Source organism: Pseudomonas sp. FSL W5-0299, from assembly GCF_005930655.1.
GTDB lineage: Bacteria > Pseudomonadota > Gammaproteobacteria > Pseudomonadales > Pseudomonadaceae > Aquipseudomonas > Aquipseudomonas mandelii.
The window spans coordinates 40248-67151 of the sequence record NZ_RXHX01000029.1 but is presented as its reverse complement, the minus strand read 5'-3'; the positions used below and the strand labels follow the sequence as shown (position 1 = coordinate 67151).

The 26904-nt window shown below is 60.9% G+C and carries 24 protein-coding genes and 1 tRNA gene; 15 read left to right on the top strand and 10 right to left on the bottom strand.

Features of this window, described 5'->3' with window-relative positions; all coding sequences use genetic code 11:
• The first annotated feature begins 27 nt into the window (after nt 1–27).
• The 3 genes from FHL16_RS26090 (at nt 28) to FHL16_RS26080 (ending at nt 4019) form a co-directional block, all read left to right on the top strand.
• The gene (locus FHL16_RS26090) at nt 28–903 is read left to right on the top strand and encodes a LysR substrate-binding domain-containing protein (RefSeq protein ID WP_010461058.1); all 876 of its coding nucleotides are present in this window, start codon (nt 28–30) and stop codon (nt 901–903) included.
• Between the two features lie 111 nt (nt 904–1014).
• Entirely contained in the window at nt 1015–1617 is a 603-nt protein-coding gene (locus FHL16_RS26085; RefSeq protein ID WP_256578034.1) for a 3-hydroxyacyl-CoA dehydrogenase family protein, read from the top strand.
• A 275-nt stretch (nt 1618–1892) separates the two neighbouring features.
• Nucleotides 1893–4019, top strand: coding sequence for a TonB-dependent siderophore receptor (locus tag FHL16_RS26080; RefSeq protein WP_077749696.1), 2127 nt, complete (start codon nt 1893–1895; stop codon nt 4017–4019).
• A gap of 273 nt (nt 4020–4292) precedes the next feature.
• On the opposite strand, the gene FHL16_RS26075 is transcribed toward FHL16_RS26080, so the two are convergent.
• A tRNA-Ser gene (locus FHL16_RS26075) sits at nt 4293–4380 on the bottom strand.
• 123 nt (nt 4381–4503) lie between these two features.
• On the opposite strand from FHL16_RS26075, the gene FHL16_RS26070 reads away from it, so the two are divergent.
• Entirely contained in the window at nt 4504–5175 is a 672-nt protein-coding gene (locus FHL16_RS26070) for a Bax inhibitor-1/YccA family protein (protein WP_010461027.1), read from the top strand.
• Between the two features lie 59 nt (nt 5176–5234).
• On the opposite strand, the gene FHL16_RS26065 is transcribed toward FHL16_RS26070, so the two are convergent.
• Together FHL16_RS26065 and FHL16_RS26060 are read right to left on the bottom strand one after the other, a co-directional pair.
• Nucleotides 5235–5564 carry a YceK/YidQ family lipoprotein gene (locus FHL16_RS26065; protein ID WP_010461025.1) on the bottom strand — a complete coding sequence of 110 codons (330 nt, stop codon included), beginning with the start codon at nt 5562–5564 and terminating at the stop codon, nt 5235–5237.
• A 57-nt stretch (nt 5565–5621) separates the two neighbouring features.
• Complete coding sequence (locus tag FHL16_RS26060; RefSeq protein ID WP_008155029.1) at nt 5622–6059, bottom strand: Lrp/AsnC family transcriptional regulator; 438 nt, start codon at nt 6057–6059, stop codon at nt 5622–5624.
• 135 nt (nt 6060–6194) lie between these two features.
• Between FHL16_RS26060 and FHL16_RS26055 the strand changes: the two genes are divergently transcribed.
• Entirely contained in the window at nt 6195–7088 is an 894-nt protein-coding gene (locus tag FHL16_RS26055) for a DMT family transporter (RefSeq protein ID WP_077749695.1), read from the top strand.
• An 8-nt stretch (nt 7089–7096) separates the two neighbouring features.
• On the opposite strand, the gene FHL16_RS26050 is transcribed toward FHL16_RS26055, so the two are convergent.
• Complete coding sequence (locus FHL16_RS26050; protein ID WP_177346256.1) at nt 7097–8116, bottom strand: FUSC family protein; 1020 nt, start codon at nt 8114–8116, stop codon at nt 7097–7099.
• 68 nt (nt 8117–8184) lie between these two features.
• Nucleotides 8185–9810, bottom strand: a complete 1626-nt coding sequence (locus FHL16_RS26045; RefSeq protein ID WP_010461018.1) for an NADP-dependent glyceraldehyde-3-phosphate dehydrogenase — start codon at nt 9808–9810, stop codon at nt 8185–8187.
• Nucleotides 9811–10210: 400 nt separating this feature from the next.
• Here FHL16_RS26045 and FHL16_RS26040 point away from each other — a divergent pair, with 400 nt between their 5' ends.
• Nucleotides 10211–11098, top strand: coding sequence for a Dyp-type peroxidase (locus FHL16_RS26040; RefSeq protein WP_077749693.1), 888 nt, complete (start codon nt 10211–10213; stop codon nt 11096–11098).
• A gap of 15 nt (nt 11099–11113) precedes the next feature.
• Complete coding sequence (locus FHL16_RS26035; RefSeq protein WP_077749692.1) at nt 11114–12082, top strand: Gfo/Idh/MocA family protein; 969 nt, start codon at nt 11114–11116, stop codon at nt 12080–12082.
• 30 nt (nt 12083–12112) lie between these two features.
• Here the strand turns inward: FHL16_RS26035 and FHL16_RS26030 are convergent, their stop codons facing one another.
• Both FHL16_RS26030 and FHL16_RS26025 read right to left on the bottom strand, forming a co-directional pair.
• Nucleotides 12113–12850, bottom strand: coding sequence for a TorF family putative porin (locus tag FHL16_RS26030; RefSeq protein ID WP_077749691.1), 738 nt, complete (start codon nt 12848–12850; stop codon nt 12113–12115).
• 109 nt (nt 12851–12959) lie between these two features.
• Nucleotides 12960–14702 carry an amidohydrolase gene (locus FHL16_RS26025; RefSeq protein ID WP_077749690.1) on the bottom strand — a complete coding sequence of 581 codons (1743 nt, stop codon included), beginning with the start codon at nt 14700–14702 and terminating at the stop codon, nt 12960–12962.
• Nucleotides 14703–14805: 103 nt separating this feature from the next.
• Between FHL16_RS26025 and FHL16_RS26020 the strand changes: the two genes are divergently transcribed.
• From FHL16_RS26020 to FHL16_RS25985, 8 genes are all read left to right on the top strand, one after another.
• Nucleotides 14806–15723: a LysR family transcriptional regulator gene (locus FHL16_RS26020; protein WP_010461008.1), complete on the top strand. Its 918-nt coding sequence runs from the start codon at nt 14806–14808 to the stop codon at nt 15721–15723.
• Nucleotides 15724–15761: 38 nt separating this feature from the next.
• A complete protein-coding gene (lexA, locus tag FHL16_RS26015) occupies nt 15762–16379 on the top strand; it encodes a transcriptional repressor LexA (protein ID WP_042932007.1) in 618 nt (205 codons plus the stop codon).
• Nucleotides 16379–16996 carry a translesion DNA synthesis-associated protein ImuA gene (imuA, locus tag FHL16_RS26010; RefSeq protein WP_010461005.1) on the top strand — a complete coding sequence of 206 codons (618 nt, stop codon included), beginning with the start codon at nt 16379–16381 and terminating at the stop codon, nt 16994–16996. Before lexA ends, imuA begins: the two co-directional genes overlap by 1 nt.
• Nucleotides 16997–17003: 7 nt before the next feature.
• The gene (locus FHL16_RS26005) at nt 17004–18419 is read left to right on the top strand and encodes a Y-family DNA polymerase (RefSeq protein WP_010461003.1); all 1416 of its coding nucleotides are present in this window, start codon (nt 17004–17006) and stop codon (nt 18417–18419) included.
• Nucleotides 18395–21493, top strand: a complete 3099-nt coding sequence (locus tag FHL16_RS26000) for an error-prone DNA polymerase (protein WP_197678975.1) — start codon at nt 18395–18397, stop codon at nt 21491–21493. The genes FHL16_RS26005 and FHL16_RS26000 overlap by 25 nt, the downstream gene beginning before the upstream one ends.
• 215 nt (nt 21494–21708) lie before the next feature.
• Nucleotides 21709–22383: a CsgG/HfaB family protein gene (locus FHL16_RS25995; protein WP_162179691.1), complete on the top strand. Its 675-nt coding sequence runs from the start codon at nt 21709–21711 to the stop codon at nt 22381–22383.
• Nucleotides 22384–22443: 60 nt separating this feature from the next.
• Nucleotides 22444–22785 carry a DUF4810 domain-containing protein gene (locus FHL16_RS25990; RefSeq protein WP_370654478.1) on the top strand — a complete coding sequence of 114 codons (342 nt, stop codon included), beginning with the start codon at nt 22444–22446 and terminating at the stop codon, nt 22783–22785.
• A complete protein-coding gene (locus FHL16_RS25985) occupies nt 22782–23441 on the top strand; it encodes a DUF799 domain-containing protein (protein ID WP_010460994.1) in 660 nt (219 codons plus the stop codon). The genes FHL16_RS25990 and FHL16_RS25985 overlap by 4 nt, the downstream gene beginning before the upstream one ends.
• A gap of 51 nt (nt 23442–23492) precedes the next feature.
• Here FHL16_RS25985 and FHL16_RS25980 read toward each other — a convergent pair whose 3' ends face one another.
• Genes FHL16_RS25980 through FHL16_RS25970 form a run of 3 tightly spaced genes read right to left on the bottom strand, consistent with a single transcriptional unit; the run spans nt 23493 to nt 26848 of the window.
• Complete coding sequence (locus FHL16_RS25980) at nt 23493–24155, bottom strand: flavin reductase family protein (RefSeq protein WP_077749688.1); 663 nt, start codon at nt 24153–24155, stop codon at nt 23493–23495.
• Nucleotides 24156–24167: 12 nt separating this feature from the next.
• Complete coding sequence (locus FHL16_RS25975) at nt 24168–25655, bottom strand: amidohydrolase family protein (RefSeq protein WP_077749687.1); 1488 nt, start codon at nt 25653–25655, stop codon at nt 24168–24170.
• The gene (locus FHL16_RS25970) at nt 25652–26848 is read right to left on the bottom strand and encodes an amidohydrolase family protein (RefSeq protein ID WP_077749686.1); all 1197 of its coding nucleotides are present in this window, start codon (nt 26846–26848) and stop codon (nt 25652–25654) included. Before FHL16_RS25970 ends, FHL16_RS25975 begins: the two co-directional genes overlap by 4 nt.
• Nucleotides 26849–26904: the final 56 nt, after the last annotated feature.

Sequence of the window (26904 nt, the reverse complement as noted above, 5' to 3'; positions counted from 1 at the left end):
AGCTGAACCTATGCTGAGGCTTCCCCGATGACGATTTCCCATACTCAACTCAAGGCGTTCCACGCTGTCGCTATCAACGGAAGTTTTACCCGCGCGGCAGAGCAGCTCTGCCTGTCTCAACCGGCGGTGTCCGACCAGGTTCGCAAGCTTGAGGATTACTACGGGGTGATGGTGTTCTACCGCGACAAGCGTCTGGTACGCCTGACTGAAGTGGGCGAGCGGTTGTTCGGCCTGACCCGGCGCTTGTTTGATATCAGTGTCGATGCCCACGACATGCTGATGGACTACCGCACCCTGTCCACGGGAACCTTGAACCTCGCCGTGGATGCGCCGGTGCATGTGCTGCCCTATGTCGCACGCTTTTGCAGTCGTTATCCCGGTATCGATGTGAAGATTGAAACCGCCAATACCGATGAAGTGTTGCAGCGGTTGTTCGGCCATCAGGCCGACATTGCTCTGCTGGGGCGCAATATCGAAGACGACCGACTGCTGTCGCTGCCCCTGCGTAGCGATCCGATGCTCGCGTTCGTCGCGCTTGACCATCCCTGGGCGCAACGCGAATCCATCAGCCTTGGCGATCTGCACGACACGCCGCTGGTCCTGCGCGAAAAAGGCTCAGTGACGCGCCTGTGCCTGGAGGAAGAGATGGCAACCGCGGGCTTGCGCATCCGCAAGGCGATCGAAGTGGAAGGCCGTGAAGCCGCGCGCGAAGCCGTGGCGATAGGTATGGGCGTAGGTGTTGTCTCGGCGACCGAGCTTGGCTTCGACTCGCGGCTTCGCGGGTTGCCTATCGTCGATAGTCAGCGACGCTTCACCGAGACACTGGTTTGCCTGCGCGCACAGAGTTCCCGGCGCATCCTGACGACCTTTTTTGAGATGGTTCGAGAGAGATTGGCTGAATGAAGTATGGGGTTCGATGTGGATGCTATCCGGCAGCGTCACCCTTTAAAAGATCAATGCTTTCGCGTTACATACCCGATCGATACGTAAAACGTTTCTGTTCTTGCGACCGCACTGGTTGCCAGCGATGAGGGGTTTAAATATCAGCCGCATGTCGACCGGGTGATGCGTGGGTTTGGCTTCCCCATCGGCCCCTTTGAACTGCGTGATATGGCCGGTGTGGATGTCGCCTGGCGCAACCGCCAGGGGCGTCTGTTGGAGCTGAGCGAGCGTGAGCAACGCTGCGATTGGGTCGATAAATTGTATGCGGCAGGACGGCATGGGCAAAAAACCGGGCTTGGGTTTTATTGCTATGCGCCGGGCAGCCGCCAGGCTGTGCCGGATTCATGGCTGGCGCAATTGTTGGAGCAGCATCGCCAGCAATGGAATATTGCGCCCCGTAGCATCTCTGATCAGGAAATCGAAGAACGCTGCCTGTTTGCGATGATCAACGAGGCTGCCTGGTTGCTCGACAACGATATTGTGGAGCACCCTGCTGATATCGATCTGGTATGGGTTCATGGCTACGGCTTCCCGCGTTACAAGGGCGGGTTGACCTACTATGCCGACCAGACAGGGCTCGGTTATGTGGCGAAGGCGCTTAAGCGCTACAACCCCGAGTCGGGCAGGGCGCTCTCGGCGTTCATGACTCAACGCAAGACCTTCCACGCTTATTGACGAGAAAGCCCCGGCCGCTGACCGAGCCCGCCGGGGCCATGTTGAGTCAGGCGTCCTTGATCGCGTCGAGGGCCGCATCAGTGTCGGCGCACCTCTCGGCAAACCCAAGCCACAAACGGCAATTGTCCGAATGGCGTGATGAGTTGTTCGGTAACTATTTTTTCGTGCGTGAATGGGAATTAGTGTTAATTGCGAATGGTTTTATATAGCATGCTCGCTTGGTTTTTGGCGGTTGCACCCTCTGTATTGGCCTATTCGTTAAGGTTTTCCTCTCCATGCGTCGAACCCTGTTTTCCATTTGTGTACTGCAAGCGTTGTCGTCTTCCTCGTGGGCTGAACAAACGGATGTAGCTCCCTCAACGCTTGAGCTGGACGCAACCGATGTTATCGGTACCGCGAATTACGAAAGGGCGGACGGCCCGGTGCAGGGTTATCGGGCGACGCGCTCGGCCAGCGCCACGCGTACCGACACGTCGATCCATGAAACCCCGCAATCGATCAGTGTGGTCTCGAAGGATGCAGTCGAGGATCTGGGCGCCACCCGTTTGCAGGAAGCGCTGGACTACGCCGGGGGCGTGGGGCGGGCGAACAATTTTGGTGGGCAGGGCCTGACCACGTTTACCGTTCGAGGCTTCACCACTGGCGAGTTTTATCGCAACGGTTTTCCGATCAACCGCGGCTACCCGAACATGCCGGATGCCAACACGATTGAGCGACTCGAAGTGCTGCGCGGCCCGGCCACCATGCTCTACGGTCGGGGTGATCCTGGCGGCACCTTCAACGTGGTTTCCAAACAGCCGTTGCCCGAGCGCACCGTCACCCTGGGCAGTCAACTCAACGATCAGGGCATGAAACGCGGCACGCTGGACGCTTCCGGCCCGCTCGACGAAGAAGGGCGCCTGGCCTATCGACTGAACGTAGTGGGCGAGGGCGGCGACACCTTCCGCGATCACGTCGAAACCGAACGCTACGGTATCACTCCGGTGCTGACGTGGCAGGCAACCGATGCGACCAAGCTCATTTTCGAAGGCGACTTCATGCGCAACAACGCGCCTCTGGATCGAGGCGTTACGCGTTACGCCAAACAGATTGGCACCGCCTCCCGCGACAGCTTTTTCGGCGAAAAAGACGTTGGCAAATTGCATAACGACAACAATATGGCGCAACTGCGTTTCGAACACATGCTCAACGACGACTGGACGCTGGGCGGCGGTTTCCAGTGGCTCGACGGATCGCTCAAGGGCAACGCGGTCGAGGCCAACGGTATTGCCGATGACGGCCGCACCTTGGGGCGCAACTTCAACTATCGCAAGCTGGAGTGGACCGATAAGGATACCCAACTCAATCTGACCGGCCATTTCGATACCGCTGGTTTGCAGCACACGTTGCTCACCGGTATCGAGTACGAAGATTACGATTACAAGTCGATCATTCAACGCTCCAGCGGTGCGGTCGGCGCGTACCCGATCGACATCTTCGATCCGGTGTACGGCCAGCCGCGTCCGGCACTCACCCGCACGCCGACTCACGACAAGGAAAACCTCAAGACGTATGCAGCGTTCGTGCAGGATCAGGTGGCATTGACCGACAAATTGAAGGTGCTGGCCGGGGCGCGTTTCGAACGCTTCGAACATGACTACGAAACCTTCGTGCCGGGCGGCAAGAGTTGGCAGGCCAGTGACAACGCGGTGACCCCGCGCATCGGCGTGACCTACGACCTGACCGAGACATTGGCGGTCTATGCCGACACTGCGCGCTCCTTTAAGCCCAACACCGGCGCAAGCCGCGAGGGCGGCGGGTTTGCGCCGGAGAAGGGCAAGTCTTACGAAATGGGTATCAAGTGGGAAGCGCTGGATCAGCAGTTGAGTGTTGACGCGGCCGTCTACCAGATCGAAAAACGTAACGTGTTGACCACCGACCCTGTTGATTCGACCTTCAGCGTTGCGGCCGGTGAGGTGCGCAGCCGTGGTTTCGACCTCAACGTTGCCGGCAACCTCACGCCCGAATGGCGCGTGATTGGCGGCTACGCCTATGTCGATGCCGAAGTGACCAAAGACAACGTGCTGCGCTCTGGCACGCGCCTGCTGAACATCCCGAAAAACAGCTTCAGCCTGTTGAATATGTATGAGTTCCAGGATGGCACCCTCAAGGGGTTGGGCTTGGGTACCGGGCTCAAGTACGTCGACGAGCGCGCCGGACAAACCGCCAACACCGCGTTTTCGATGGGCAGCTACACCGTTGTCGATTTGCTCAGCTTCTACAAGATCAATGACAAGGTGCGGCTCAATCTTGACGTGAAAAACCTGTTTGATCGTGACTATGAAGAAGGCGCATTCGGTAACGTCTATGCCTATCCGGGGGCGCCGCGAACAGTACAAGTTGGCATTTCCTACACCTTGTAGCGTGCAGTGCTGGTGCACGCCGAGTCTTCCGCGGTAACGCGGGAGGTGAGGCGATGTGCCCCAGCGGTAGAGTTCGTTCCGCCCGCATTGACGACAATTGCAGGTTAAGGCGTTTTAGGCCGTGCGCAAATTTGGAGTTGGATTCAATGGTGCTTGGGCAAGGTTGCGGAAACTGACGAAAAGATGCGGATATGGTCCAGAGAGGAAGGAGCAAAATTCCCAAACCCCAGAAACGACAAAGCCCTGATAAATCAGGGCTTTGTCGTATAAATATGGCGGAGGCGATGGGATTCGAACTCATGGACCTGTTACAGTCGACGGTTTTCAAGACCGTTGCCTTAAACCACTCGGCCACACCTCCGTTTGCGTTGCGGGCGCCATAATACCTGAATGAAACACACTGTCAAACTCTCTGCATGGCTTGTTACAGAGCGTCTGTTATGATCTTTGCGACTGAACGTTTCAAACCAACAGGAGTGTCGCCATGCGCGAACAGGATTACGCAGTTAATAACAGCGTGCAGGTTGAGCAGCTAGAGGTTAGCCGCGTCCTGCGCAACACATACGGCTTGCTCGCTCTCACCCTCGCATTCAGCGGCGTGATGGCGTTCGTTGCTCAGCAGATGCGTGTCGGCTACCCGAATATTTTCGTGGTGCTGATCGGCTTTTACGGGCTTTTCTTCCTCACCAACAAACTCCGTGACTCGGCCTGGGGCCTGGTGTCGGCATTTGCCCTGACCGGTTTCATGGGTTTTCTGCTTGGCCCGATCCTCAACCGCTACCTGGGCATGCAGGGCGGCGCTGAAGTTGTCAGTTCGGCATTCGCGATGACGGCGTTGGTGTTCGGTGGTCTGTCGGCTTACGTGCTGATCACCCGCAAGGACATGAGTTTCCTCGGTGGTTTCATCACCGCAGGCTTCTTTGTACTGCTGGGTGCGACGCTGGCGAGCTTCTTCTTCCAGATCAGCGGTCTGCAACTGGCGATCAGCGCAGGTTTCGTGCTGTTCTCCTCGGTCTGCATTCTGTTCCAGACCAGCGCCATCATTCACGGCGGCGAGCGTAACTACATCATGGCGACCATCAGCCTGTATGTATCGATCTACAACCTGTTCGTCAGCTTGTTGCAGCTGTTCGGCATCATGAGCCGCGATGATTAATCGCAGGCTCTAAGTAAAAAACCCGCTCAGGCGGGTTTTTTATCGCCCGGAATTCGGGCTCATTCCGTGATGATAATGCTGCCATCGGCCTGCTGGCGGTAGATGGTGTAGGGCAGGAGCAACGTATCGAGGGCGCCGGAAATGACTGCGTCGATAAGGACAATGGCCGGAGCACTGTCATGCACCTGTGCGTCCCGTCCTTTTTGCAGGGGAGCATAGAGCATGCAGAAATCGTAAGTCACGCCGCTGTAGATACGGGGAACGGCACCGCAGTAACTTTTGTACTCCTTGAGACTCTTCGAAGCCACTTCATCCCCGCGCACAACTGTTTGAACCGTGCCGCAGCCGGCGAGCAACAACGTCGCGAGTAAAACCACCTGAATTTTCATACCGCCAATCCTTAGCCGGAAAGCGGTCAATTTACGCGTTTCCAATCAAAACCGCACTCACGCCATCGGTGGCAAGCGGCGTTTGACCGGGGTCTTCTTGACGATGGCGGTGTTGGTCTCCGCGTGGGTGTTGAGGCGATCGAGCAGGGTGTCCAGTTGCTCCATCGAGCGCACATGCAAGCGGGCGATGAAGCAGTCATCGCCGGTGACTTTGTCGCACTCAGTGAATTCCGGGATGGCCTGAATCTGCCGTTCGACTTCCTGCAACTGGCCCGGCAACGGGCGGATCCGCACGATGGCCTGGAGTTGATAACCAAAGCACTTGGGGTCGATTTCGACGGTGTAACCTTTAAGCACACCACGCTCTTCGAGTCGCCGCAAACGCTCGGCAACGCTGGGCGAGGACAGGCCGCTGATCTGCGCCAGCGCCTTGAGCGAGCGGCGTGAATCTTCCATTAATGCGGTGATGAGCACTTGGTCGATGTCGTCGGTCATGGCAAATCCCCTGTTAGGCCGTTGACTGAATACGCCTTGATAAAAAAGGCAAAAACCGAGTTTAGCCTGCTTTTTGCGCTGGAGATGCCCTTGGACGGATTGGCATAATTTGGCCTCAATCACAGGAGTCTGATGATGGACAAAAACATACGTCGCGGTTCATTCGAAATGACCGCCGCCATGCTGATTTCCGGGACCATCGGTTGGTTCGTGCTGGTGTCCGGGCAGCCCGTGCTGGACGTGGTGTTCTGGCGGTGCGTGTTCGGCGCCGGCACGCTGTTGTTGATCTGCGCGGCATTCGGCTTCCTGCGTCCGGGCATTCTGACCCGCACCACCTTCCTGCTGGCAGTGCTCAGCGGGGTCGCGATTGTCGGCAACTGGGTGTTGTTGTTCGCCTCTTATTCCCGTGCCTCAATTGCCATCGGCACGGCGGTTTATAACGTTCAACCGTTCATGCTGGTCGGGTTGGCGGCGTTGTTTCTGGGCGAGAAGATCACCCTGCAAAAACTGTTCTGGCTGGGCATTTCGTTTCTCGGGATGCTGGCCATTGTCAGCGCTCATGGCGAGCAGGGCGCAGGTGGCAACGATTACCTGATGGGCATCGGTCTGGCCTTGGGGGCGGCGTTTCTGTATGCGATTGCAGCTCTGATTATCAAACACCTGACCGGCACACCACCGCATTTGATTGCCCTGATCCAGGTCAGCACCGGGGTGCTGCTGCTCGCGCCATTTGCGCACTTTTCAGCGTTGCCGCAAGCACCCAGCGCCTGGGCCAGCCTGGTGACGCTGGGCATCGTCCACACCGGCGTGATGTATGTGCTGCTGTACGGCGCGATTCAAAAACTGCCGACGGCATTGACCGGGGCGTTGTCTTTCATTTACCCGATTGCGGCGATTTTCGTTGACTGGTTTGCCTTCGGTCATCGCCTCGAACCGCTGCAGTGGGTCGGTGTTGCCGCGATTCTGCTGGCTGCCGCGGGCATGCAGCAGGGTTGGGGTTTGAAGTCTCGTCGGGCGGTCACACAATAAGACGGGCGTCAGATGTTCCAGCGCGGCGCGGTCTTCGCCAGTCGTTGGCGCATCTCGCCGATGTTCGAAGCGAACTGGCGTATCAATAATTGATGGCCGTCCAGCGGGTTGTAGACCGGTGTTTCAAGACTTGAATCAACCGGCAAATCGATGGGGCGACTGAGTCGCTGCGATGCACCGGTTTTCAGCGCCCGGGCCATGCCGATCAGCTGCACGCGAATCTGCCGGTGTTCGGCTTTGAAACTCGATTGCAGATGCGCCATGGCGTCGCGATCCTTGGAGTCCGGCCGGGTGTTACCAAGGATTTCCAAGGTGCTGACGCACATTCGCAAATGACGCTGAATCGCATCGAGTTCGGTCATGGAAATCTTCACTTCCTTGGACACCGACGGCATCAGCGAACGCAATTGCACCATCGACGCGTTCAGGCGATTCATCAGCTTCAGATGCTCGTCATCCGAGACGGACTGACCATCAATAATGCGTCCATAAATCGTCGCACAATCGCGCAGCGAGCTGGCCAGGTTGTAGCGCCAGGAAAAAACCGCATACGACGGCAGGGCGAAAGAAAAGGCCAGTGCCAGGGCCACGCCAATCAGAATGTCCACTGCGCGCCACAGTCCGTCGGAGATTAGGTTGTCGCCATGCCCGGCGACAATAAACACCGTGATCCCCGCCAGCAGCGCGGTGTAACCGCCCTTGCCGATGGCGTGATACGAGAAAAACCCGCACACCGCCGACATCACAAAATAGGTCAGCCAAGGCATCCCGAGCCAGGCCTGTTGCGCCACCAGCAGCAGGCCGATAGCGGCGCCGATCAACGTACCGATGGCACGCTCGGCGGCTTTTTTGCCGATGTTGCCGTGGTGCTGCAAACCGCCGATCACCACCAGCATCGTTACCGACGCCCACTCACCGTGGGGCAGGTTGATGCCGGTGGTCAGCATGATCGATGCCAACAAGCCGAGCGACACGCGGACCGCATGGATCAGCTTGGCGTAGCGATAGCGCCGATACGGGTCCAGCAACGGACGCAGTAACCGGCGCAGCAGCGGTGGCAGTCGATGGGCTCTGAACGTGTTCAGGCTCGGTGTCCTCAGAAGATGTAATCGGTGGTCAGGAAGCTCGAACTGCGTCCGCTGATGATCTCGCTGATGAGTTCCTTGTTGGTTTCCTGGAACTTGGTCGCGACCAGCGTCCTGATCGAAAATACCCGCAGCGCATCATGCACCGACAATGTGCCTTCGGCGGAGTTCTTGCGGCCGTTGAACGGGTAGGTGTCCGGGCCGCGCTGGCACTGGGCGTTGAGGTTGATCCGGCCGACCTGGTTGGCAAAGGTGTCCACCAGCCGACCGACCGCCACCGGGTTGGTGCCGAAGATACTCAACTGTTGGCCGAAGTCCGATTCCAGGACGTAGTCGATCACCGTATCGAGATGCCGGTAAGGCACGATCGGCACCACCGGGCCGAATTGTTCTTCCTGGTAGACGCGCATCTGCGGCGTCACCGGGAACAGCACCGCCGGGTAGAAGAACGACGCGCGCGCTTCACCGCCATTTGGATTGACTACGGTGGCGCCTTTGCTGACTGCATCCGCGACCAGCGAGTGCAGGTAATCGACCTTACTCGCTTCCGGCAGCGGCGTCAGCGCAACACCACTTTCCCATGGCATACCCGGTTTCAGAGTGGCCAGTTTGGCGTTGAATTTCTCGATGAACGACTCGACCACGTCTTCATGGACGAAAAGGATTTTCAGGGCGGTGCAACGCTGACCGTTGAACGACAGTGAGCCGGTCACCGCTTCGTTGACGGCGTTGTCCAGATCAACCTCCGGCAACACGATGCCCGGGTTCTTCGCGTCCAGGCCCAGTGCCGCGCGCAAGCGGTGAGGTTTGGGGTGGAGTTTTTTCAGGTCGCTGGCGGCTTTATTGGTGCCGATAAACGCAAAGATATCGATCTTGCCGCTGGCCATCAGTGCGCTGACGGTCTCGCGGCCGCTGCCGTAGATCACATTGATCACCCCGGCCGGGAAACTGTCGCGAAAGGCTTCCAGCAGCGGCCGAATCAAAAGCACACCCAGCTTGGCCGGTTTGAACACCACAGTGTTGCCCATGATCAGCGCCGGAATCAGCGTGGTGAAGGTTTCGTTCAGCGGGTAGTTGTAAGGCCCCATGCACAAGGCGACGCCCATCGGTACGCGGCGAATCTGCCCCAGGGTGTCCTGTTCCAGCTCGAAGCGGCTGGAGCGACGGTCGAGTTCCTTGAGGGCATTGATGGTGTCGACGATGTAATCGCAGGTGCGGTCGAACTCTTTCTCCGAGTCCTTGAGGTTCTTGCCGATCTCCCACATCAGCAGCTTGACCACCGCCTCACGCTGTTCGCGCATGCGGCCCAGAAACGTTTCGACGTGCTGGATGCGTTCGGCCACGCGCATGGTCGGCCACAAACCCTGGCCCCGGTCATAGGCGCGGACGGCGGCGTCGAGCGCGGTCAATGCGGTTTCTGCATCGAGCAGCGGCGTGCTGCCGAGGATCACTTGTTCATCGCCATTTTCGCCGGTCAGGTACACCGGGCTGCGGACTTGGGCGAGGGGGCCGGACCAGGTTTTCAGTTCGCCGTCGACCAGGTATTCACGCTGCTCGGTCTGACCGTCGAGGCGGTATTTTTCCGGGATGTCGCTTGAGTCGGGAAACAGGTTGCCAAGGATATGTGCTGTGGTCATGTCGCTACCCCGTCTGGATTGGGTGATGAACTGATGAATCGTTTTAGCAGACCTCGGCCTCGCTTGTCATGACTCATCTCATCGTTCGGCGGTTCAGGGTTTTCGATCGTGGAATGGCCGGCACCGTCGGTCATGGCCCAGATGCCCCTCTGGTTGGCCCCCAGAGGGGGGACCTCACGAGAGGACGGCCATGCGGGCCATTCGAGTCTCTGAAAAGCCTAGCCTTTGTTTGGTGTTGATGGGCGGCGTCTTGCCGGCGCTGCTCAGCGGTGTTAACGATAAGCCCCAGCGCGTTTCGCAATCAGAGCCCAGCGCGATTTCGCCGTGTGGGGAAGGATGCCAAAGCCACACAAACCCTCGTGCTCCGGTTAAACTCCGTGCTCTTTTTCAAGGAGTTCATATGAGTTACTACCAGCCGGGCATTCTCGCCACCCCCGTTCCGCCTCAAGCCCGCCATATGTTCTTCGCCCTCGAATCCGCCGAAGCATTGCCGGCCGCGCTCGACAACTTGATGCAACTGGTGGACGGAAAATCGGCGGTGGTCGGCTTCGGTGAATCCCTGGTCAAGGCGCTGCATGCACAGATCGATGGCCTGCGACCGTTTCCGGCGCTGACCGGCGTTGGCGTCGACAACCCGTCGACCCAACACGCGCTCTGGTGCTGGCTACACGGCGTCGACCGCGGTGAACTGCTCAATCGCAGCAACGCCATCGAAGCCGCGCTGGCACCGGCCCTGCGCCTGGTGCAGATGAACGAAACTTTCCGCCACATGACCGGCCACGACCTGACCGGCTACGAAGACGGCACCGAGAACCCGCACGACGAAGCCGCCGTGGCCGCCGCGTTGTTGGGCGAGGGCGCGGAAGGACTGGTCGGTGGCAGCTTCGCCGCGATCCAGCAGTGGCAGCATGATCTGAAAGGCTTCCACGCGATGCCGTCCCAGGAAAAAGACAACATCATGGGCCGTCGCTTGAGCGATAACGAAGAACTCGATGACGCGCCGATTTCCGCCCACGTCAAACGCACCGCCCAGGAAAGCTTCGCCCCTGAGGCGTTCGTGGTCCGTCGCTCGATGCCGTGGATCGAAGGGGACCGCGCCGGCCTGATGTTTCTGGCGTTCGGTTTTTCCCTCGACGCCTTCGAAGCCCAACTGCGGCGCATGAGCGGACTGGAAGACGGCATTACCGACGGTTTGTATCGCATCAGCCGCCCGATCACCGGCGGCTACTACTGGTGCCCGCCGCTCAAGGACGGCCATCTGGACCTGCGCGCGTTGCGCATCGGCTAAGGATAAGGAGAGAACATGGACGTAGTGCGCTGGGGCATGATCGGTTGTGGCAGTGTCGCTGAGCGCAAGAGCGGGCCGGCCTTTTACAAGGCCCCCGGTTCGGCACTGGTGGCGGTGATGGGGCGGCGGCTGGACGCGGTGACCGACTACGCCGCACGTCACGGCATCGCCCGGGTTTACACCGATGCGCAAGCGCTGATCAATGATCCTGAGGTGGACGCGGTGTACATCGCCACGCCACCCGACAGTCACCACGCCTATAGCTTGCAGGTCGCCGCAGCCGGCAAACATTGCTGCGTCGAAAAACCGATGTCGCTGAATGCCGGGCAAAGCCGCGAGATGCAAAAGGTCTTTGCCGACGCCGGACTGCACCTGTTCGTTTCCTATTACCGACGTTCGCTGCCGCGCTTTGCGCAAGTGCGGCAGTGGCTGGAGGAGGGGCGGATCGGCGAGGTGCGGCATCTGTCCTGGACGCTGACCAAGGCGCCTTCTCCGAACGATCTGGGTGGCGCCGACAATTGGCGCACCGACCCGCTGATTGCCGGCGGCGGCTACTTCGCCGACCTGGCCAGTCATGGCTTCGATCTGTTTCAGTATTTGCTCGGGGATATCGTCGAAGTCGCCGGTTTTACCGCGCGGCAGGCCGGTTTGTATGCCGCCGAAGACGCCGTCAGCGCCAGTTGGCGGTTTGCTTCGGGTGCCCTGGGCATGGGCTGCTGGAATTTCGTCGCCGACCGCCGCGAAGATCAGGTAGAACTGATCGGCAGCCAGGGCCGGATCAGTTTTTCGGTGTTCGATGAGCACCCGGTGCGACTTGAGGCGGATGAAAATCTCAGCCTGCACATCGACCATCACGAGCACATCCAGTGGCATCACGTGCTGGGCATGAACGCGCATATCCGGGGCGAAGCGCAGCATCCGGCGATGGCCGAACACGCGCTGAAAACCGACTGGGTGATGGACCAGATCCTCAAGCGCACCTGAAATTTAAGCTTCAATGCAATCCTGTGGGGGTCAGAAGGATTTGCTCAGGCTTGCTACTACGGTCGCGGTGCAGACATCTCCATAACCCCAATTACTGACGCACTGGCTTTTCGACAGGTCAGTATCGATGTAACTCAAACCCAGCATTACACCGGCCAGTTCGTGGGACAGTTTGACCTCCCATTCGCGGTACGAGTCTTCGGCCTGGCCTGACATCGAGTAAAGGTGCGGGTCCTTGAAATCCATGTTGCCGTATCGCAGTTTCAGACCGGTGTCGTAAGGCAACTCGGTTTCGTAGCCCACGTAGCTGTACAGCGAGCTCTGCTTGCTGTCGATGCCTGGCGCATCCGCGGAATAATAGGCCGCCAGCTTCACGCCATAAGCGCTGAGGATTGCGTAGGTCTCACCCTGGTTAAACTGACTCTCCCTGGGGTAAGCGTATTTGAGATAGCCAAGGTCCAGGCTGACCGTATCGGTCGCTTGCCAGAGCCAACCGGCGTAGTAATCGACTTCCTGCCGGGTCTTCAGACCGCCGCCGAAATCGACGTTTGAACTCCATGCGCCGAGGTACAGCCCGCTGCTGTGGGCCAAGGTCAAACCGGCCTGCACCGCAGGATCATTCTGGGTTTGCGAAATGCCACGGGTGCGGTAGTCGCTGGCCAGGGTCAGGTCGACCAGTAGGGCGAAATCGTCATTCAAGGGCAGCGCCTGACTGCTCAAGGGAAGAAGGCCCAAGGAACCGAGGGCGAACAGGGTGAAAGCTTTCATGAGGTGCGTCCCGTTATTGTGATTGTTATGGGCAGATTTTTTACGGCAAGGCTGCGCCGAACCCCGGCGACAAACGCGGGGGGCGGGCAGTGGTTTCAGATGATTTTTCTTACAGCGTCGGTGCGTAGACTTCGCGACCGGCGAACCAGGTTTGCAGCACCTGGGTGTCATGCAGGGCTTTGTTGTCGACGCTGAACACGTCGCGGTCCAGCACGATGAAGTCGGCTTGCTTGCCGGGGCTCAACGAACCGATCTGCTTCTCCAGGCCGATGGTGCGCGCAGCGTTCAGGGTGTAGGCATACAACATCGTTTCGCGATCGATGCGCTCATCGGCGTTCAGCACGCCCAGCGGGCCTTCTCGGGAGATGGCCTGGGCCATGGCGTTCCATGGGTTGGGAGAAGACACCGCCCAGTCACTGGCGCCGGCGATGGTCGCGCCCTGTTTGAGCAAGGAGTGCGCCGGGTATTGGTAACGGAAAGCGAGCGCACTGACATACGGCTTGATCATGTCCAGGGTGTACTCGTCGGCGCTGGCCCACAGCAGTTGCATCGAGGCGATGACGTTGAGCGGTTTGAACCGCGCGAACTCTTTCGGGTTGACCATTTGCAGGTGGGTGATCGAGTGGGTCACGCCGCTCTGGCGGTCCTTGCGCGCCTGGGCGATGCCGTTCAGCGATTCACGCACTGCGCGGTCGCCGATGGCATGGATGTGCACCAGCCAGCCGCGCTGATCGATGGCACTGACCAATTCGCCAAAGTGCTTCGGATCGATCAGCAGTTCACCCTGTTTGTGCGAGTTGCTGTACGGATCGATCATCGCCGCGCTCTGCGCCGGGTATTCGATCACGCCGTCGGCGAAGATCTTGACCCCGGGCAAGGTCAGGTTCGGGATGCCCTGGAATTGCTGGCGGACCTTGTCCAGGGTGTCGAGATCGGCCGGCACGCTTTTCGGATTGGCCACCAGCAGTGCGGCGACGTGGGCGCTCATGCCGCCGCTTTCGGCCAGCGCTTTGTACACCGGCAGCACGCCGACGGTGTTCTCCGTGGGTTTGAGCGCGAACACGGGTTCGCCGGGTGCGGCGTTGGCGGCGGGGTCCATCCACGCGGTGATGCCCAGGCTGTTGTTGTAGCGCACGGCGGATTGCGCGGCTTTCAACATGTCGGCGGGGCTCGGCACCGGCATCTTCGAGGCGACGCGATCCCAGCCGGCGTCCACCAGAAAACCGTTGGGGCTGCCATCGGCGAGTTTGCCGATCGTGTCTTTCTCGGCGTCCGGCAATGACTTGAGCAGCGCCGCATCAATCCCGGCGCGTTCGAGCATCACGTTGTTGGCCCACGCGGTGTGGTGATCGCTGCCGGTGAACACCACGGGCACCTTGGCCCACTCGCCAGCGTTGAATTTCTGGCCAAAAGCTTCGGCCTGGGCCCAATAAGCCGAACTCATGCCGGCCACGCCCAGCACATCGCCATGCCTGGCCTTGCCGTCATTGCGCCAGGCTTTCAGGCGTTTTTCCAGTTCGTCGAGGTCGACCACCTCGTCTTCCATATTGGCCGAGGTCATTTCCAGACCGCCGAATATGGCGTGGGAATGACTGTCGATCAGACCGGGCATCAGGGCTTTTCCGCCGAGGTCGACGACTTTGGTGCCCGACGCTATCAGGGCCTTGATCTGCGCATCGCTGCCCACTTGCAGCACTTTGCCGTCCTGCACCGCCAACGCCTGCACCTTCGGTTGCGCGCGGTCGGCGGTGAAAATCTTGCCATTGAACAGCACCAGATCGGCCGCTGCCATGGCTTCCATCGAGGCAAAACTGACGGCGGCCATCAATAGATTCGGAATGAATCTTTTCATTGAATGTTTCCTTGTTATTGCGTCTGATGGCCAGATTAGTGGCTTGTCACGGCCAGCAGAACGCCTCGCTCACGAAAAACGTTTTTGCCTGAATGGAAAAAGAATGGACAAGTTGGGTGCATTGAAAATGTTCGTGGTCACGGCGCAACTCGGCAGTTTCAGCCGCGCCGCCGAGCAACTGGGCAAGACCCCGTCGGCCCTGACCAAAGCGGTCAATCACCTCGAAGCGGAGCTCGGCGCCCGCTTGTTCGAACGCAGCACCCGACGGATTTTGCTGACCGAATCGGGTCGTCTTTATCTGGAAACCGCGCGCCAGGTGTTGCAGCGGCTGGAGGAGGCCGGCGAGGAAATCGAGCAGTTGCAGCATGGCCTGCGCGGCAACCTGAAAATCACCGCGCCGCTGGCGTATGGGCAGGCTTTTCTCGATCAGGTGTGCGGCGGCTTTCTGGAGCAATACCCGCAGATCAACCTGCAAGTGGACCTGTGCGATGAGTTCGTCAACCTGTTGGAAAGCGGCTACGACCTGGCGTTGCGCGAGGGGCATGACGATTTGCCGGGGTTGATTGCTCGCGTCGTCGGCAGCAATCGGCTGGCGTTATGCGCCAGCCCTGAATATCTGGCGCGCAAGGGGTTGCCGGTCACGCCGGACACCCTCGATGACCACGAATGGCTGCTCTACCGTCATCCGCTGCTCAGCCGCGAATTCTGGTGGGCCGAGCGCGACGGGCAACGATTGAGCCTGGCGCAACCGCAATCACCACGATTGCGCAGTGACAACTACGACCTGCTGCTGGCCAACGCACTGGCCGGACGCGGTTTGCTGCACACGCCGTTGTGGAGTGCCGCGGCGTACATCGCCGATGGGCGGCTGGTGCGGGTAATGGCCGATTACGACATCGATCCCGACAGTTTTGGCTCCTACATCCTGGCGGTGTACCCCAGTCATCGGCGGGCAACCGCCAAAGTGCTGGCCTTCATCGATTACATCGCAGGGTTTCTGGCGTCGCGTGGCTTGAGCTGACTGGCGGTCCTTGCCAGGAAAATGCCGAAAGAGTACAAATGTACTCCATGACGACTTTAACTCCCCGCCGTACCGCCATCCTGACCTTTATCCGTGATCGAATCGCGGAGCACGGTCAATCCCCAAGCCTCGCTGAAATCAGCGAGGCATTTGGTTTCGCCTCTCGCAGCGTGGCGCGCAAGCATGTGCTGGCGCTGACCGAGGCCGGTTTTATCGAGGTCAACCCGCATCAGGCCCGGGGCATTCGTTTGCTCGGGCAACCGGCGCGGCCCGAATTGCTGGACATCCCGGTACTCGGGCGGGTCGCGGCGGGTGCGCCGATCGGTGCCGATGCCGAAGTGCACAGCCGCTTGCTGCTCGACCCGTCGATCTTCTCGCGAGTGCCGGACTACATGCTGCGGGTCCAGGGCGACTCGATGATCGAGGACGGTATTCTCGACGGCGACCTGGTGGGCGTACACCGCAATCCCGAAGCGCTCAACGGCCAGATCGTCGTGGCGCGGCTCGACGGCGAAGTCACCATCAAGCGTTTCGAGCGGGTCGGCGATGTTGTCCGGTTGTTGCCACGCAACCCGGCCTATAAGCCGATCATCGTCGAGGCCAATCAGGACCTGGCCATCGAAGGCGTGTTCTGCGGTCTGGTGAGGCAAGGGTGATGGGCGCCGTCGTTGCGTTGGATACGCTGTTCAATGGCGGCCAGGTCTGGAAGGGCCGGCCTGCGCCACCATCTGTCAGCCCGCAACCGACCGGGCATGCCGCACTGGACGCGGCGTTGCCCACCGGCGGCTGGCCGGAGGCGGCGCTGACCGAAATCCTCCTGGCCGGGCAGGGCGTTGGCGAGTTGCAACTGGTGTGGCCGGCCCTGGCGCGGCTGTCGGCGGCGGGCGAGCGCATTGTGCTGGTGGCGCCGCCTTACGTGCCGTATCCCCAGGCCTGGCAGAACGCCGGGGTCGATCTGCGCCAGTTGTCGATCATCCAGGCCAGCGAGCGCGATGCGCTGTGGGCAGCGGAACAATGCCTGCGTTCGGGCAGTTGCGGCGCGGTGCTGTGCTGGCCGCACAAGGCCGATGACCGGGCGCTGCGACGCTTGCAGGTGGCGGCCGAAACCGGCTCGACCCTGGCGTTCGCCTATCGCTCGATCAACGAAGCCATCAACCCTTCGCCTGCGGCGCTGCGCATCGCCATCGATGCCCGGCCTGCACAGTTGCGTGTGCTCAAGTGCCGGGGCGGGTTGGCGCGTTCGGCGCCGATTGCCTTTCCCGTGGGGCATTGAGGTTGCCATGCGCTGGGTGTGCATTCTCTTCCCGCAATTGGCGCTGGACGCGGTACTGCGTCAGCGCCCCGATCCCGATGAACCGTTGGCGCTGCTGACGGGCCCGGCACAGCGCCGGGTGTTGCAAGCGGTCAACGCTCCGGCGCGGGCGCTGGGTTTGCGCCCGGGGCAGTCGATGACCGCCGCCCAGGCCTTGAGCAAAGGTTTTGTCACGGCCGAATACGATGTCGCCGAGATCGAGCACTGGCAACAGTTCCTGGCGGCGTGGGCCTATCGGTTCAGCTCTCAGGTTAGCGTGCATTACCCGCGTGCCGTGGTGTTTGAAATCGAATCCAGCCTGGGGTTGTTCGGGCCGTGGCCGCAGTTCGAGGCGCGGTTGCGTGCCGAGCTCGGCGAACTGGGCTTTCGGCATCGGATCGTCGCCGCGCCCAACCCGGTGGCTGCGCGGGTGTTGGCCAATATGTATGACGGCCTGGTGGTGCCGGACGATCAAGCCTTGCGCTATCACCTGGGGCAATTGCCGGTTGACCGGATCGCCCTGGAACCGGCGGTGGCCACGGCGTTGTCGCGCATGGGGTTGCGCACCTTGAGCCAGGTTCAGGCGTTGCCGCGCAACAGCCTGGCGCGACGTTTCGAGGCCCAAGTGCTCAAGCACCTGGATGCGCTGTTCGGCGAGCGGCGGCTGGCGCTGGCGTTCTACCTGCCGCCGGACCGGTTTGATGTGCGCATCGAGCTCAACTTCGATGTGCAATCCCATCAGGCGTTGTTGTTTCCATTGCGTCGCTTGACCGGCGATCTGTCGGCCTTCCTTTGTGGCCGGGACAGTGGCGTGCAGCGTTTCGACCTGCATCTGGAACACGCCGGCTTGCCGGACACGCTGATCAAGGTCGGCCTGCTCAGCGCCGAGCGCGATCCGGCGATGCTCTTCGAACTGGCCCGGGGACGGCTGGAACAGGTGCAGGTCGAGGCCCCGGTGCGCGGTTTTCGGCTGCGCGCCGAAGACCTGCCGAGCTTCGTCCCGCAACGTCAGGAACTGTTCGACGACCGTCCGCAGCAGTCCTTGCCCTGGGAGCAACTGCGCGAACGCTTGCGTGCACGGCTCGGGGATGACGCGGTGCATGGCTTGCGTTTCCAGGCCGATCACCGGCCAGAGTGCGCGTGGCAGGCGCGGGCCGACAAACAACTGTGTGCGGGATTGGCGGGGGTGCAGCGTCCGGGCTGGTTGCTGACCGAGCCGCAAGCCGTACACGAAGGCTCGACGCGGATCCTCATGGGGCCGGAGCGCATCGAGTCCGGCTGGTGGGACGGCGACGACGTGCGCCGCGATTACTACCTGATCGAAACCCGTTCCGGCCAGCAGGGCTGGGCCTACCGTGCGGTGGGTGAGGGTGGCCCGCTGTGGCTGCAAGGCTGGTTCGCATGAGCGTCGAGTATGCGGAGCTGCACTGCCTGTCGAACTTCAGTTTCCAGCGCGGTGCTTCCAGTGCCCTGGAATTGTTTCAGCGGGCGAAAAAACACGGCTATCAAGCGCTGGCGATCACCGATGAATGCACCCTGGCCGGTATCGTCCGCGCCTGGCAAGCGGCCAAATCCGTGGAGCTGCCGCTGATTATCGGCAGTGAAGTGCGCATCGAGAACGGTCCGAAGCTGGTGCTGCTGGTGGAAAACCTTGAGGGTTACCAGACCCTGTGTCGGTTGATCACCCGGGCGCGGCGCCGCACGGAGAAAGGCCAGTATCAAGTGCTGCGTGAGGACTTCAGTGAACCGATGCCGGGGTTGCTGGCGCTGTGGGTGCCGGACACGGTCGATGATTTTGCCAGCGGTCATTGGCTCAAACAGACGTTCACCGATGGCCTGTGGCTGGCGGTGCAGTTGCATCGCGGGCAGGACGACACCCGGCGACTGGACGCGCTGTTGACCCTGGCGCGGGAACTGCGGATTCCTGCGGTGGCCAGCGGCGATGTGCACATGCACACCCGTGGACGGCGCGCCTTGCAGGACACCATGACCGCGATCCGTCATCACCTGCCGGTGGCCGAGGCCGGGTTGCGGCTGCATCCGAACGGCGAGCGGCATGTACGCAGCCTCGATGCCCTGCAATCGATCTACCCGCAAGCACTGCTCGATGAAACGCTGACCATTGCCCGGCGTTGCACCTTCGACCTCGGCCAGTTGCGTTACCAGTATCCCCGCGAGCTGGTGCCGCAAGGCCAGACGGCCACGTCCTGGCTGCGGCATCTGACCGAAGAGGGGATCGCGTGGCGCTGGCCGGACGGTCCGCAAGCCAAGGTGCTGGTGCAGATCGACAAGGAGCTGGAGCTGATCGCCGAGCTGGGCTATGAAAGCTACTTCCTCACGGTGCACGACATTGTGCGGTTTGCCCGTGAACAAAAAATCCTCTGTCAGGGCCGGGGTTCTGCCGCGAACTCGGCGGTGTGTTTTGCCTTGGGCATCACGGAAATCGACCCGGACCGCACCACTCTGTTGTTCGAACGCTTTCTCTCCAAAGAGCGCAATGAACCACCGGACATCGACGTCGATTTCGAACACGAGCGCCGCGAGGAGGTCTTGCAGTACGTGTTCCAGCGTTATGGCCGGACCCGCGCCGCGCTCACGGCAGTGGTCAGCACCTATCACGCGGCCGGCGCGGTGCGCGATGTGGCCAAGGCCCTGGGTTTGCCACCGGATCAGATCAACGCCCTGGCCGATTGCTGCGGCCACTGGAGCGATGCAACGCCGCCCGTGGAGCGCCTGCTTGAAGGCGGTTTCGACCCCGAGAGCCCGGTGCTGCGCCGGGTGCTGAGTTTGACTCAGCAACTGATCGGTTTCCCCCGGCATCTGTCCCAACACCCCGGCGGTTTCGTGATTTCCGAGCAGCCACTGGACAGCCTGGTGCCGGTGGAAAACGCTGCCATGGCCGAGCGCACCATCATTCAGTGGGACAAGGACGATCTCGATGCAGTGGGGCTGCTCAAGGTGGATATTCTGGCCTTGGGCATGCTCAGTGCGATCCGCCGCTGTTTTGATCTGCTGCGTCGTCATCGCCATCTGGACTTGAGCCTGGCGACGATCCCCGCCGAAGATGTCCAAACCTACGACATGATCGGCCGTGCCGACACCATCGGCGTGTTCCAGATCGAATCCCGGGCACAGATGTCGATGCTGCCGAGGCTCAAGCCCCGGACCTTCTATGACCTGGTGATCGAAGTGGCAATCGTCCGTCCGGGGCCGATCCAGGGCGGGATGGTGCATCCATACCTGCGACGGCGAAACAAGGAGGAACCCGAGGTTTACCCGTCCCCGGCGCTGGAAGTCGTGCTCAAACGCACCTTGGGCGTGCCGCTGTTTCAGGAACAGGTGATGCAGATTGCGATTGTCGCCGCCGACTACAGCCCCGGCGAGGCTGATCAGTTGCGTCGCTCCATGGCCGCCTGGAAACGCCATGGCGGACTGGAACCGCACAAGGATCGGCTGGCCGCCGGGATGAAGAAAAACGGCTATACGGCCGAGTTCGCCGCGCAGATCTTCGAACAGATCAAAGGCTTCGGCAGTTATGGTTTTCCAGAGTCCCACGCCGCCAGTTTCGCCTTGTTGACCTACGCCAGTTGCTGGTTGAAATGCCATGAACCGGCGGCCTTCGCCTGTGCGCTGATCAATAGTTGGCCCATGGGTTTCTACAGCCCGGACCAGATTCTGCAGGACGCGCGCCGACATCATTTGCAGATTCGCCCGGTGGACGTGCGCGCCAGTGACTGGGATTGCAGCCTCGAACCGATCACCGGCGCGCAGCCGGCGATTCGCATGGGGCTGCGGATGATCAAGGGCTTTCGCGAGGACGATGCCCGGCGCATCGAAGCGGCGAGGGCAAAGGGTGTATTTGTCGACATCGCCGACCTGGGCGAGCGCGCGCGACTCGATGCCCGTGCCCAGGAGCAACTGGCCGATGCCGGTGCGTTGCGGGGCCTGGCCGGCGATCGTCATCGGGCGCGCTGGGAAGTGGCGGGGGTGCAGAAGCAACTCGGTTTGTTTGCCGGCCTGCCGAGTCAGGAAGAACCTGCGATCTATCTGCCCAAACCCACAGTGGGCGAGGACCTGCTGGCCGACTACAACAGTGTCGGCACCACCCTGGGTCCGCATCCATTGGCGTTGTTGCGTGGTGAGTTGAAAGCCCGACGTTGCCGCAGTTCGAAAGAGCTGATGGAGGTCGAGCACGGGCGCCCGGTCAGCGTCGCCGGGCTGGTCACCGGCCGGCAACGGCCGGGCACGGCCAGTGGCGTGACCTTCGTCACCCTCGAAGACGAATTCGGCAACATCAACGTCATCGTCTGGCGCGACCTGGCTGATCGGCAGCGAAAAGTGCTGGTCGGCTCGCAGTTGCTCAAGGTCGATGGCCGCTGGGAAAAGGAAGGCGAGGTGCGCCACCTGATTGCCGGACGCTTGAGCGACCTGAGCCCCTTGCTGGATGGCATCAGCGTGCGCAGCCGCGATTTCCACTGATCCCAACCACTGATCGCGACAGCCAATGCATTGGCGCCAATAAAAAATTAAACACTGTTATCAGTGATGGCACTTTGGCATAATGCCGGCCGCCGACGTCCCGCACGTCGATTATCGATTTGATTCCCCCTCGCTTTTTCGCCGCTGCAACCCGCAGCGGTTGGCTATTGCCGTGCCGGGATAAACCGTTTTTTCAGAAGGAATGCACAGTGAGAATGATCTCTCGGATGTTGGTATCGGCGGCAGCGATTGCCCTTTTGGGCAGCATGGCCGGTTGCGCCACGGAAAGCTCGCGCGCCTTGCCAGTCGCAAAAGTCGAAAGCGCCAGCGTGGCGTATGCCGGTGTTCGTGTGCCCATGGCGGTCGGCAAGTTCGACAACCGTTCAAGCTACATGCGCGGCATCTTCTCCGACGGCGTGGATCGCCTCGGCGGTCAGGCCAAGACCATCCTGATCACTCACTTGCAGCAAACCAACCGCTTCAGCGTGCTGGACCGCGACAACATGGGCGAGATCCAGCAGGAAGCCGCGATCAAGGGCCAGTCCCAGCGCCTCAAGGGTGCTGACTTTGTGGTCACCGGTGATGTCACCGAGTTCGGCCGCAAAGAAACCGGCGACCACCAACTGTTCGGCATTCTCGGTCGCGCCAAGACCCAGGTGGCCTACGCCAAGGTCAACCTGAACATCGTCAATATCAGCACCTCCGAAGTGGTTTATTCGACTCAGGGCGCGGGCGAGTACGCCTTGTCCAACCGTGAAGTCATCGGCTTCGGCGGCACCGCTGCCTACGATTCGACCCTCAACGGCAAGGTGCTCGACCTGGCCATGCGCGAGGCGATCAATCGCCTGGTAGACGGGATGAACGCCGGGGCATGGAAACCGGGTAACTGATCAAGGTTGATGACAAGGAGCGGTAAAAGCATGTTCAAGACGTATGTGTCGTGGGCGCTGATGGCGTCGACATTGCTGGTCAGCGGCCTGTTGGCCGGTTGCGCTGGCCCGAAAACCCTTTACCAGTGGGAAAGCTACCAGCCGGAAGTTTACGAGTACTTCAAGGGTGAAGAACCCAAGGAAGCCCAGGCCGAAGCGCTGGAACGCGACCTGCAGAAGATCAAGTCCACCGGCAAGACGCCGCCGCCTGGCTATCACGCGCACCTCGGTCTGTTGTACCTGAGCATGGGCAAGGACGATCAGATGGTGCAGCAGTTCAGGACTGAGAAAACCCTGTTTCCCGAGTCGACGCCGTACATGGATTTTCTGCTTAAAAACGCCAAGACCGGAGACACCCAATGATCGCGCGTTCATTGAAACTGATGGCCGGGTTGCTGGCGCTGGCTGTGCTCGGTGGCTGCGTCAGCCCCAAGACCGTGGACTATTCGGCGTACAAGCAAGCCCGTCCGAAAACCATTCTGGTGCTGCCGCCGCTGAACAACTCGCCGGACGTCAAGGCGTCCTACAGCATGTTGTCGCAGGTCACGTACCCGTTGGCAGAAGCCGGTTACTACGTGCTGCCGATCACCCTGGTCGATGAGACATTCCGCCAGAATGGCCTGACCACACCGGCGGACATTCACCAGGCCCCGGCCAACAAGCTGCAGGAAATTTTCGGTGCCGATGCGGCGTTGTACATCACCGTGACGGACTACGGTACGCGCTACATGATCATCAGCAGCGAAACCGTGGTGACCGCCACCGCGAAACTGGTCGACCTCAAGAGCGGCACCACCCTGTGGACCGGCTCGGCCCGGGCTTCGAGCGAAGAGGGCGGCAACAACGGTGGCGGCGGCTTGGTTGGCATGCTGATTACGGCAGCGGTCAAGCAAGTGATCAACAGCGCCACCGACGCCGGTCACCCGATTGCCGGTGTGGCCAGTGCGCGCCTGCTGTCGGCCGGTCAACCGGCGGGCTTGCTGTACGGACCGCGTTCGCCGAAATACGGTACTGATTGAACCCAGTGAGATCGTTCCCACGCTGCGTGGGAACGATCAGTTAAGGGACGATCATTTGGTGGCAGGCCAAAACCGCTCCCCACCCCCCGGCGCATCCGTCCACGCCTGCAACGACCGCGTCGGTAAATCGAAATAATCCCGGGTCCGTGCATAGCCATGCCCACCCATGCGCCCGATCGCATCCAGCCCCAGCTGATCGATGTACAAGGTTTTCGGGTCGATCAATTCGTCCCGCACATGCGCCATCAACACTTCCCCGAAGATAATTTCCCGCGACTGCCCGATGGACAGCGCCATCATCCGCCGACACTCCAACGCCACCGGCGCCTCGCCGATGCGCGGGCATTTGACCGTGGTGCCGGCAATCGCCGTCAGCCCCGCAGCCGTCAACTCATCGAAGCCGGGCGCGAAGGGCACCGCGCACACATTCATCGCCTCCACCAGCGCATCGCTGACGATGTTGACGGTGAATTCCTGATTGAGCTGGATGTTGCGGGTGGTGTCCTTGGGGCTTTGGTCGCCGTAGTTTTCCACGCCCAGCGCCAGGATCGGCGGGTCGGCGGACAGCGCATTGAAGAAACTGAAAGGCGCGGCATTGATCCGGCCTTCGCCATCAATCGTGGTGACCAGCGCAATCGGCCGAGGCACCACGCTGCCGATCAGAATCTTGTATTTGTCCCGCGCACTCAATGTGCTGAAGTCGAAGCTTTGCATTGGAAGACATCTCTAAATAAGGGGATCGATTGCGCTCAACGGCGCGTCTGCGCTGTAGTCGTCGGCGAACGGAATGGCCGGTTTGAACAGGGTTTTCCAGTCCGGTCGGCCCATGGCCCGGTCGCTGTGGCTGCGCATCAGTTTTTCGAATTGTTGTTGGGCCTGGCGTTGCAGAGCGGGGTAATCGATGCCCTGAACCTGGCCGTCTTGCATCACGCAGCGGCCGTCGATGTAACTGGCGATGCAGTCGTCACCGCGCCCGGCCAGCACCAGGTTTTTCAGCGGATCGAACAACGGCCCCAGGTGCAGGCCGCTAAGGCTGAACACCGTGATGTCGGCCTTGGCCCCGGTTGCCAGGCGACCGAGATCATCGCGGCCCAAGGCTTTCGCACCGCCGAGGGTGGCGGCGTTGTACATGTCCAGCGTGGAGGTCAACGCATCGCCGCCCTCCATCAAACGGGCGATGTTCAACCCCTGGCGCATGTTTTCCAGCAGATCCGCCGGCCAGGTGTCTGTGCCCAAGGCGAAGTTGATGCCCTTGGCCCGATAGCGCCCAAACGAATTCAGTGCCTCACCGTCGCGAGCAAACACCACCGGGCAATGCACCAGGCTTGCGCCGCCATCCACCACCCGTTGCAGATCGTCATCGCCCGAGGTGTAGATGCCGTGGGGCAGCAGGCTGCGCGGGGTCAGCAGGTCCAGTTGCTGCAACCAGTGCAGCGGCGACACACCACGCAGTTGCTCGACCATCGCCACCTCGCCAAGCCCCTGGCAGCAATGCAAACGCATCGGCGCGCTCAATTCGCGACTCAGCGCGGCGGTGCGTTGCAGCAGCGCCGGGGTGCAGGTCTGGATGCGATCCGGCAACAAGGCGCCGCGAATCAAGCCTTGGTGCGCATCTTCGAAATCATGGAAAAACCGAACCGCCGCATCGAGTCCGGCCATTCCCCGGGCTTCATCCCAGTGATGCCCGAGGGTGCCATCGGCCCGCCAATAACTCATGCCGCTCATGTAGCAGGGGCCGAGGTAAGTGCGCAGCCCCAGTTCGGCCGCCACGCCGGCCACCGCTGCAAATTCGTCGTAGGTCTCGGCCCACTCGCGGTAGTACATCGAGGTGATTGGCAGGGCCGTGGTGATGCCGTTGCGGATCAACTGCGTGAAGGCGTAGCGGTATTTGAAGACTTCTTCATCAGGGTCGAAACTCTCGCGCGGACCGGCCGCCAGATAGTCCTCAGACCACATCCGGCCCATGTCGCGTTCATCGCCGTTGTCCAGCGTCAGCACCGTGGAATCCAGATCCCCGAGTGCGTCCAGATCGATGAAACCCGGGCCGATCAACGCATTGCCATAGTCGATCCACTGATCGACCGGCCCGGTAAAACCACGCCCGACAAACACAATGCGCGAACCTTCGAACACCACTTCGCCGTCGCGCCACAGCACATGCTGCGTGCCGTCGAAGCCGACCACGCAACTGGCCTTCAGACCGATGCATTTCACAAGCGGCTTTCCAGCAGCCGACCACCAGAGGCGATCAACTCACCGCCGCGATAAACCTGCCGCACGGGTCGAGAAACCACGGCTTCGCCCAAAGTCTGTACCGGCATCAGCAGGAAGTCCGCCGCTTGGCTGATCTCCAATCCATACCGTTCACAACCCAGCGCCCGGGCACCGTTCACCGTCGCCGCTTCGAACGCTGCGGCCAGTTCATCGTCCTTGTTCAAGTCAAAGCGCAAGGCCAGCAGCATTGCCCGTTCCAGCATGTCGCCGTTGCCCATCGGCGACCACGCATCGCGAATGCCGTCCGAACCCAGGCAGACATTCACGCCTGTTTCACGCAACGCAAGGAAAGGCGGCACCGCGCAATCGGCCGGCGCCGAACTCATCAGCGAAATGCTCAACGCCGCCAAGCGTTCGGCCAGCGGTTTGACCTGACTCCACGGCAACATCCCCAGGCAGTAAGCGTGACTGATCATCACCCGACCTTGCCGCCCGAAGCGCTCGGTGTAATCGGCGATCAACGCGATTTGCCACAGGCCCAGTTCACCTTTGTCATGCAGGTGAATGTCGACGCCACGGTCGAATTCGCTGGCCAGCTTGAACACGAAGTCGAGTTGCGCGACCGGGTCGTTGTCGATACCGCACGGGTCGAGGCCGCCGACGTTTTCCACGCCCAGCGCCATGGCTTCGCGCATCAATTCGGTGGTGCCGGGGCGGCTGATCAGGCCGGTTTGCGGAAACACCACCAGTTGCAGGTCGATCAGGTCGCGGTAGATGTCGCGCAGTTGTTGCATGGCCTCGACATGGCGCAGGCCGAATTCCGGGTCGATGTCGACGTGGCAACGCATCGTCAGCGAGCCACGGGCGATGCAGTTTTCCAGCAACGCGCCGGCACGATGGGCGATGGGCGCGTCAACTTCACGCAGGACGCGGCGCTCGTTGGCGATGTAGTCCTTGAGGGTCGGGCCGGCGCTGTTCGGGCGCCAGGGTTGGCCCCACAGGGTTTTGTCGAGGTGGACGTGACTTTCCACCAGGGCAGGGCTGAGGAGCTGGTATTGGCCGTCAATGTCGGTGGCGGCCAGCGCGGTGTTGGAGGCCGGGCGGCGTTGTTTGAACAGGCCGTTTTCCAGCAGCAGGTCTTCGGCTGTGGCGCCGTAGGGGCGCACGTTGCGTAGCCAGCGGGGTTGAGTCATTGCATACACCTCAAATTTGATGGTGGATTGGCCGGCGTCTTCGCGGGCATGCCTCG

What these genes read in the sequence shown, in the direction of transcription:
- FHL16_RS26090 (WP_010461058.1), top strand. Translation starts at nt 28, where the DNA reads ATGACGATTTCCCATACTCAACTCAAGGCGTTCCACGCTGTCGCTATC.
- FHL16_RS26080 (WP_077749696.1), top strand. Translation starts at nt 1,893, where the DNA reads ATGCGTCGAACCCTGTTTTCCATTTGTGTACTGCAAGCGTTGTCGTCT.
- FHL16_RS26070 (WP_010461027.1), top strand. Translation starts at nt 4,504, where the DNA reads ATGCGCGAACAGGATTACGCAGTTAATAACAGCGTGCAGGTTGAGCAG.
- FHL16_RS26065 (WP_010461025.1), bottom strand. Translation starts at nt 5,564, where the DNA reads ATGAAAATTCAGGTGGTTTTACTCGCGACGTTGTTGCTCGCCGGCTGC.
- FHL16_RS26060 (WP_008155029.1), bottom strand. Translation starts at nt 6,059, where the DNA reads ATGACCGACGACATCGACCAAGTGCTCATCACCGCATTAATGGAAGAT.
- FHL16_RS26055 (WP_077749695.1), top strand. Translation starts at nt 6,195, where the DNA reads ATGGACAAAAACATACGTCGCGGTTCATTCGAAATGACCGCCGCCATG.
- FHL16_RS26045 (WP_010461018.1), bottom strand. Translation starts at nt 9,810, where the DNA reads ATGACCACAGCACATATCCTTGGCAACCTGTTTCCCGACTCAAGCGAC.
- FHL16_RS26040 (WP_077749693.1), top strand. Translation starts at nt 10,211, where the DNA reads ATGAGTTACTACCAGCCGGGCATTCTCGCCACCCCCGTTCCGCCTCAA.
- FHL16_RS26035 (WP_077749692.1), top strand. Translation starts at nt 11,114, where the DNA reads ATGGACGTAGTGCGCTGGGGCATGATCGGTTGTGGCAGTGTCGCTGAG.
- FHL16_RS26030 (WP_077749691.1), bottom strand. Translation starts at nt 12,850, where the DNA reads ATGAAAGCTTTCACCCTGTTCGCCCTCGGTTCCTTGGGCCTTCTTCCC.
- FHL16_RS26025 (WP_077749690.1), bottom strand. Translation starts at nt 14,702, where the DNA reads ATGAAAAGATTCATTCCGAATCTATTGATGGCCGCCGTCAGTTTTGCC.
- FHL16_RS26020 (WP_010461008.1), top strand. Translation starts at nt 14,806, where the DNA reads ATGGACAAGTTGGGTGCATTGAAAATGTTCGTGGTCACGGCGCAACTC.
- lexA (WP_042932007.1), top strand. Translation starts at nt 15,762, where the DNA reads ATGTACTCCATGACGACTTTAACTCCCCGCCGTACCGCCATCCTGACC.
- imuA (WP_010461005.1), top strand. Translation starts at nt 16,379, where the DNA reads ATGGGCGCCGTCGTTGCGTTGGATACGCTGTTCAATGGCGGCCAGGTC.
- FHL16_RS26005 (WP_010461003.1), top strand. Translation starts at nt 17,004, where the DNA reads ATGCGCTGGGTGTGCATTCTCTTCCCGCAATTGGCGCTGGACGCGGTA.
- FHL16_RS25995 (WP_162179691.1), top strand. Translation starts at nt 21,709, where the DNA reads ATGATCTCTCGGATGTTGGTATCGGCGGCAGCGATTGCCCTTTTGGGC.
- FHL16_RS25990 (WP_370654478.1), top strand. Translation starts at nt 22,444, where the DNA reads ATGGCGTCGACATTGCTGGTCAGCGGCCTGTTGGCCGGTTGCGCTGGC.
- FHL16_RS25985 (WP_010460994.1), top strand. Translation starts at nt 22,782, where the DNA reads ATGATCGCGCGTTCATTGAAACTGATGGCCGGGTTGCTGGCGCTGGCT.
- FHL16_RS25980 (WP_077749688.1), bottom strand. Translation starts at nt 24,155, where the DNA reads ATGCAAAGCTTCGACTTCAGCACATTGAGTGCGCGGGACAAATACAAG.
- FHL16_RS25970 (WP_077749686.1), bottom strand. Translation starts at nt 26,848, where the DNA reads ATGACTCAACCCCGCTGGCTACGCAACGTGCGCCCCTACGGCGCCACA.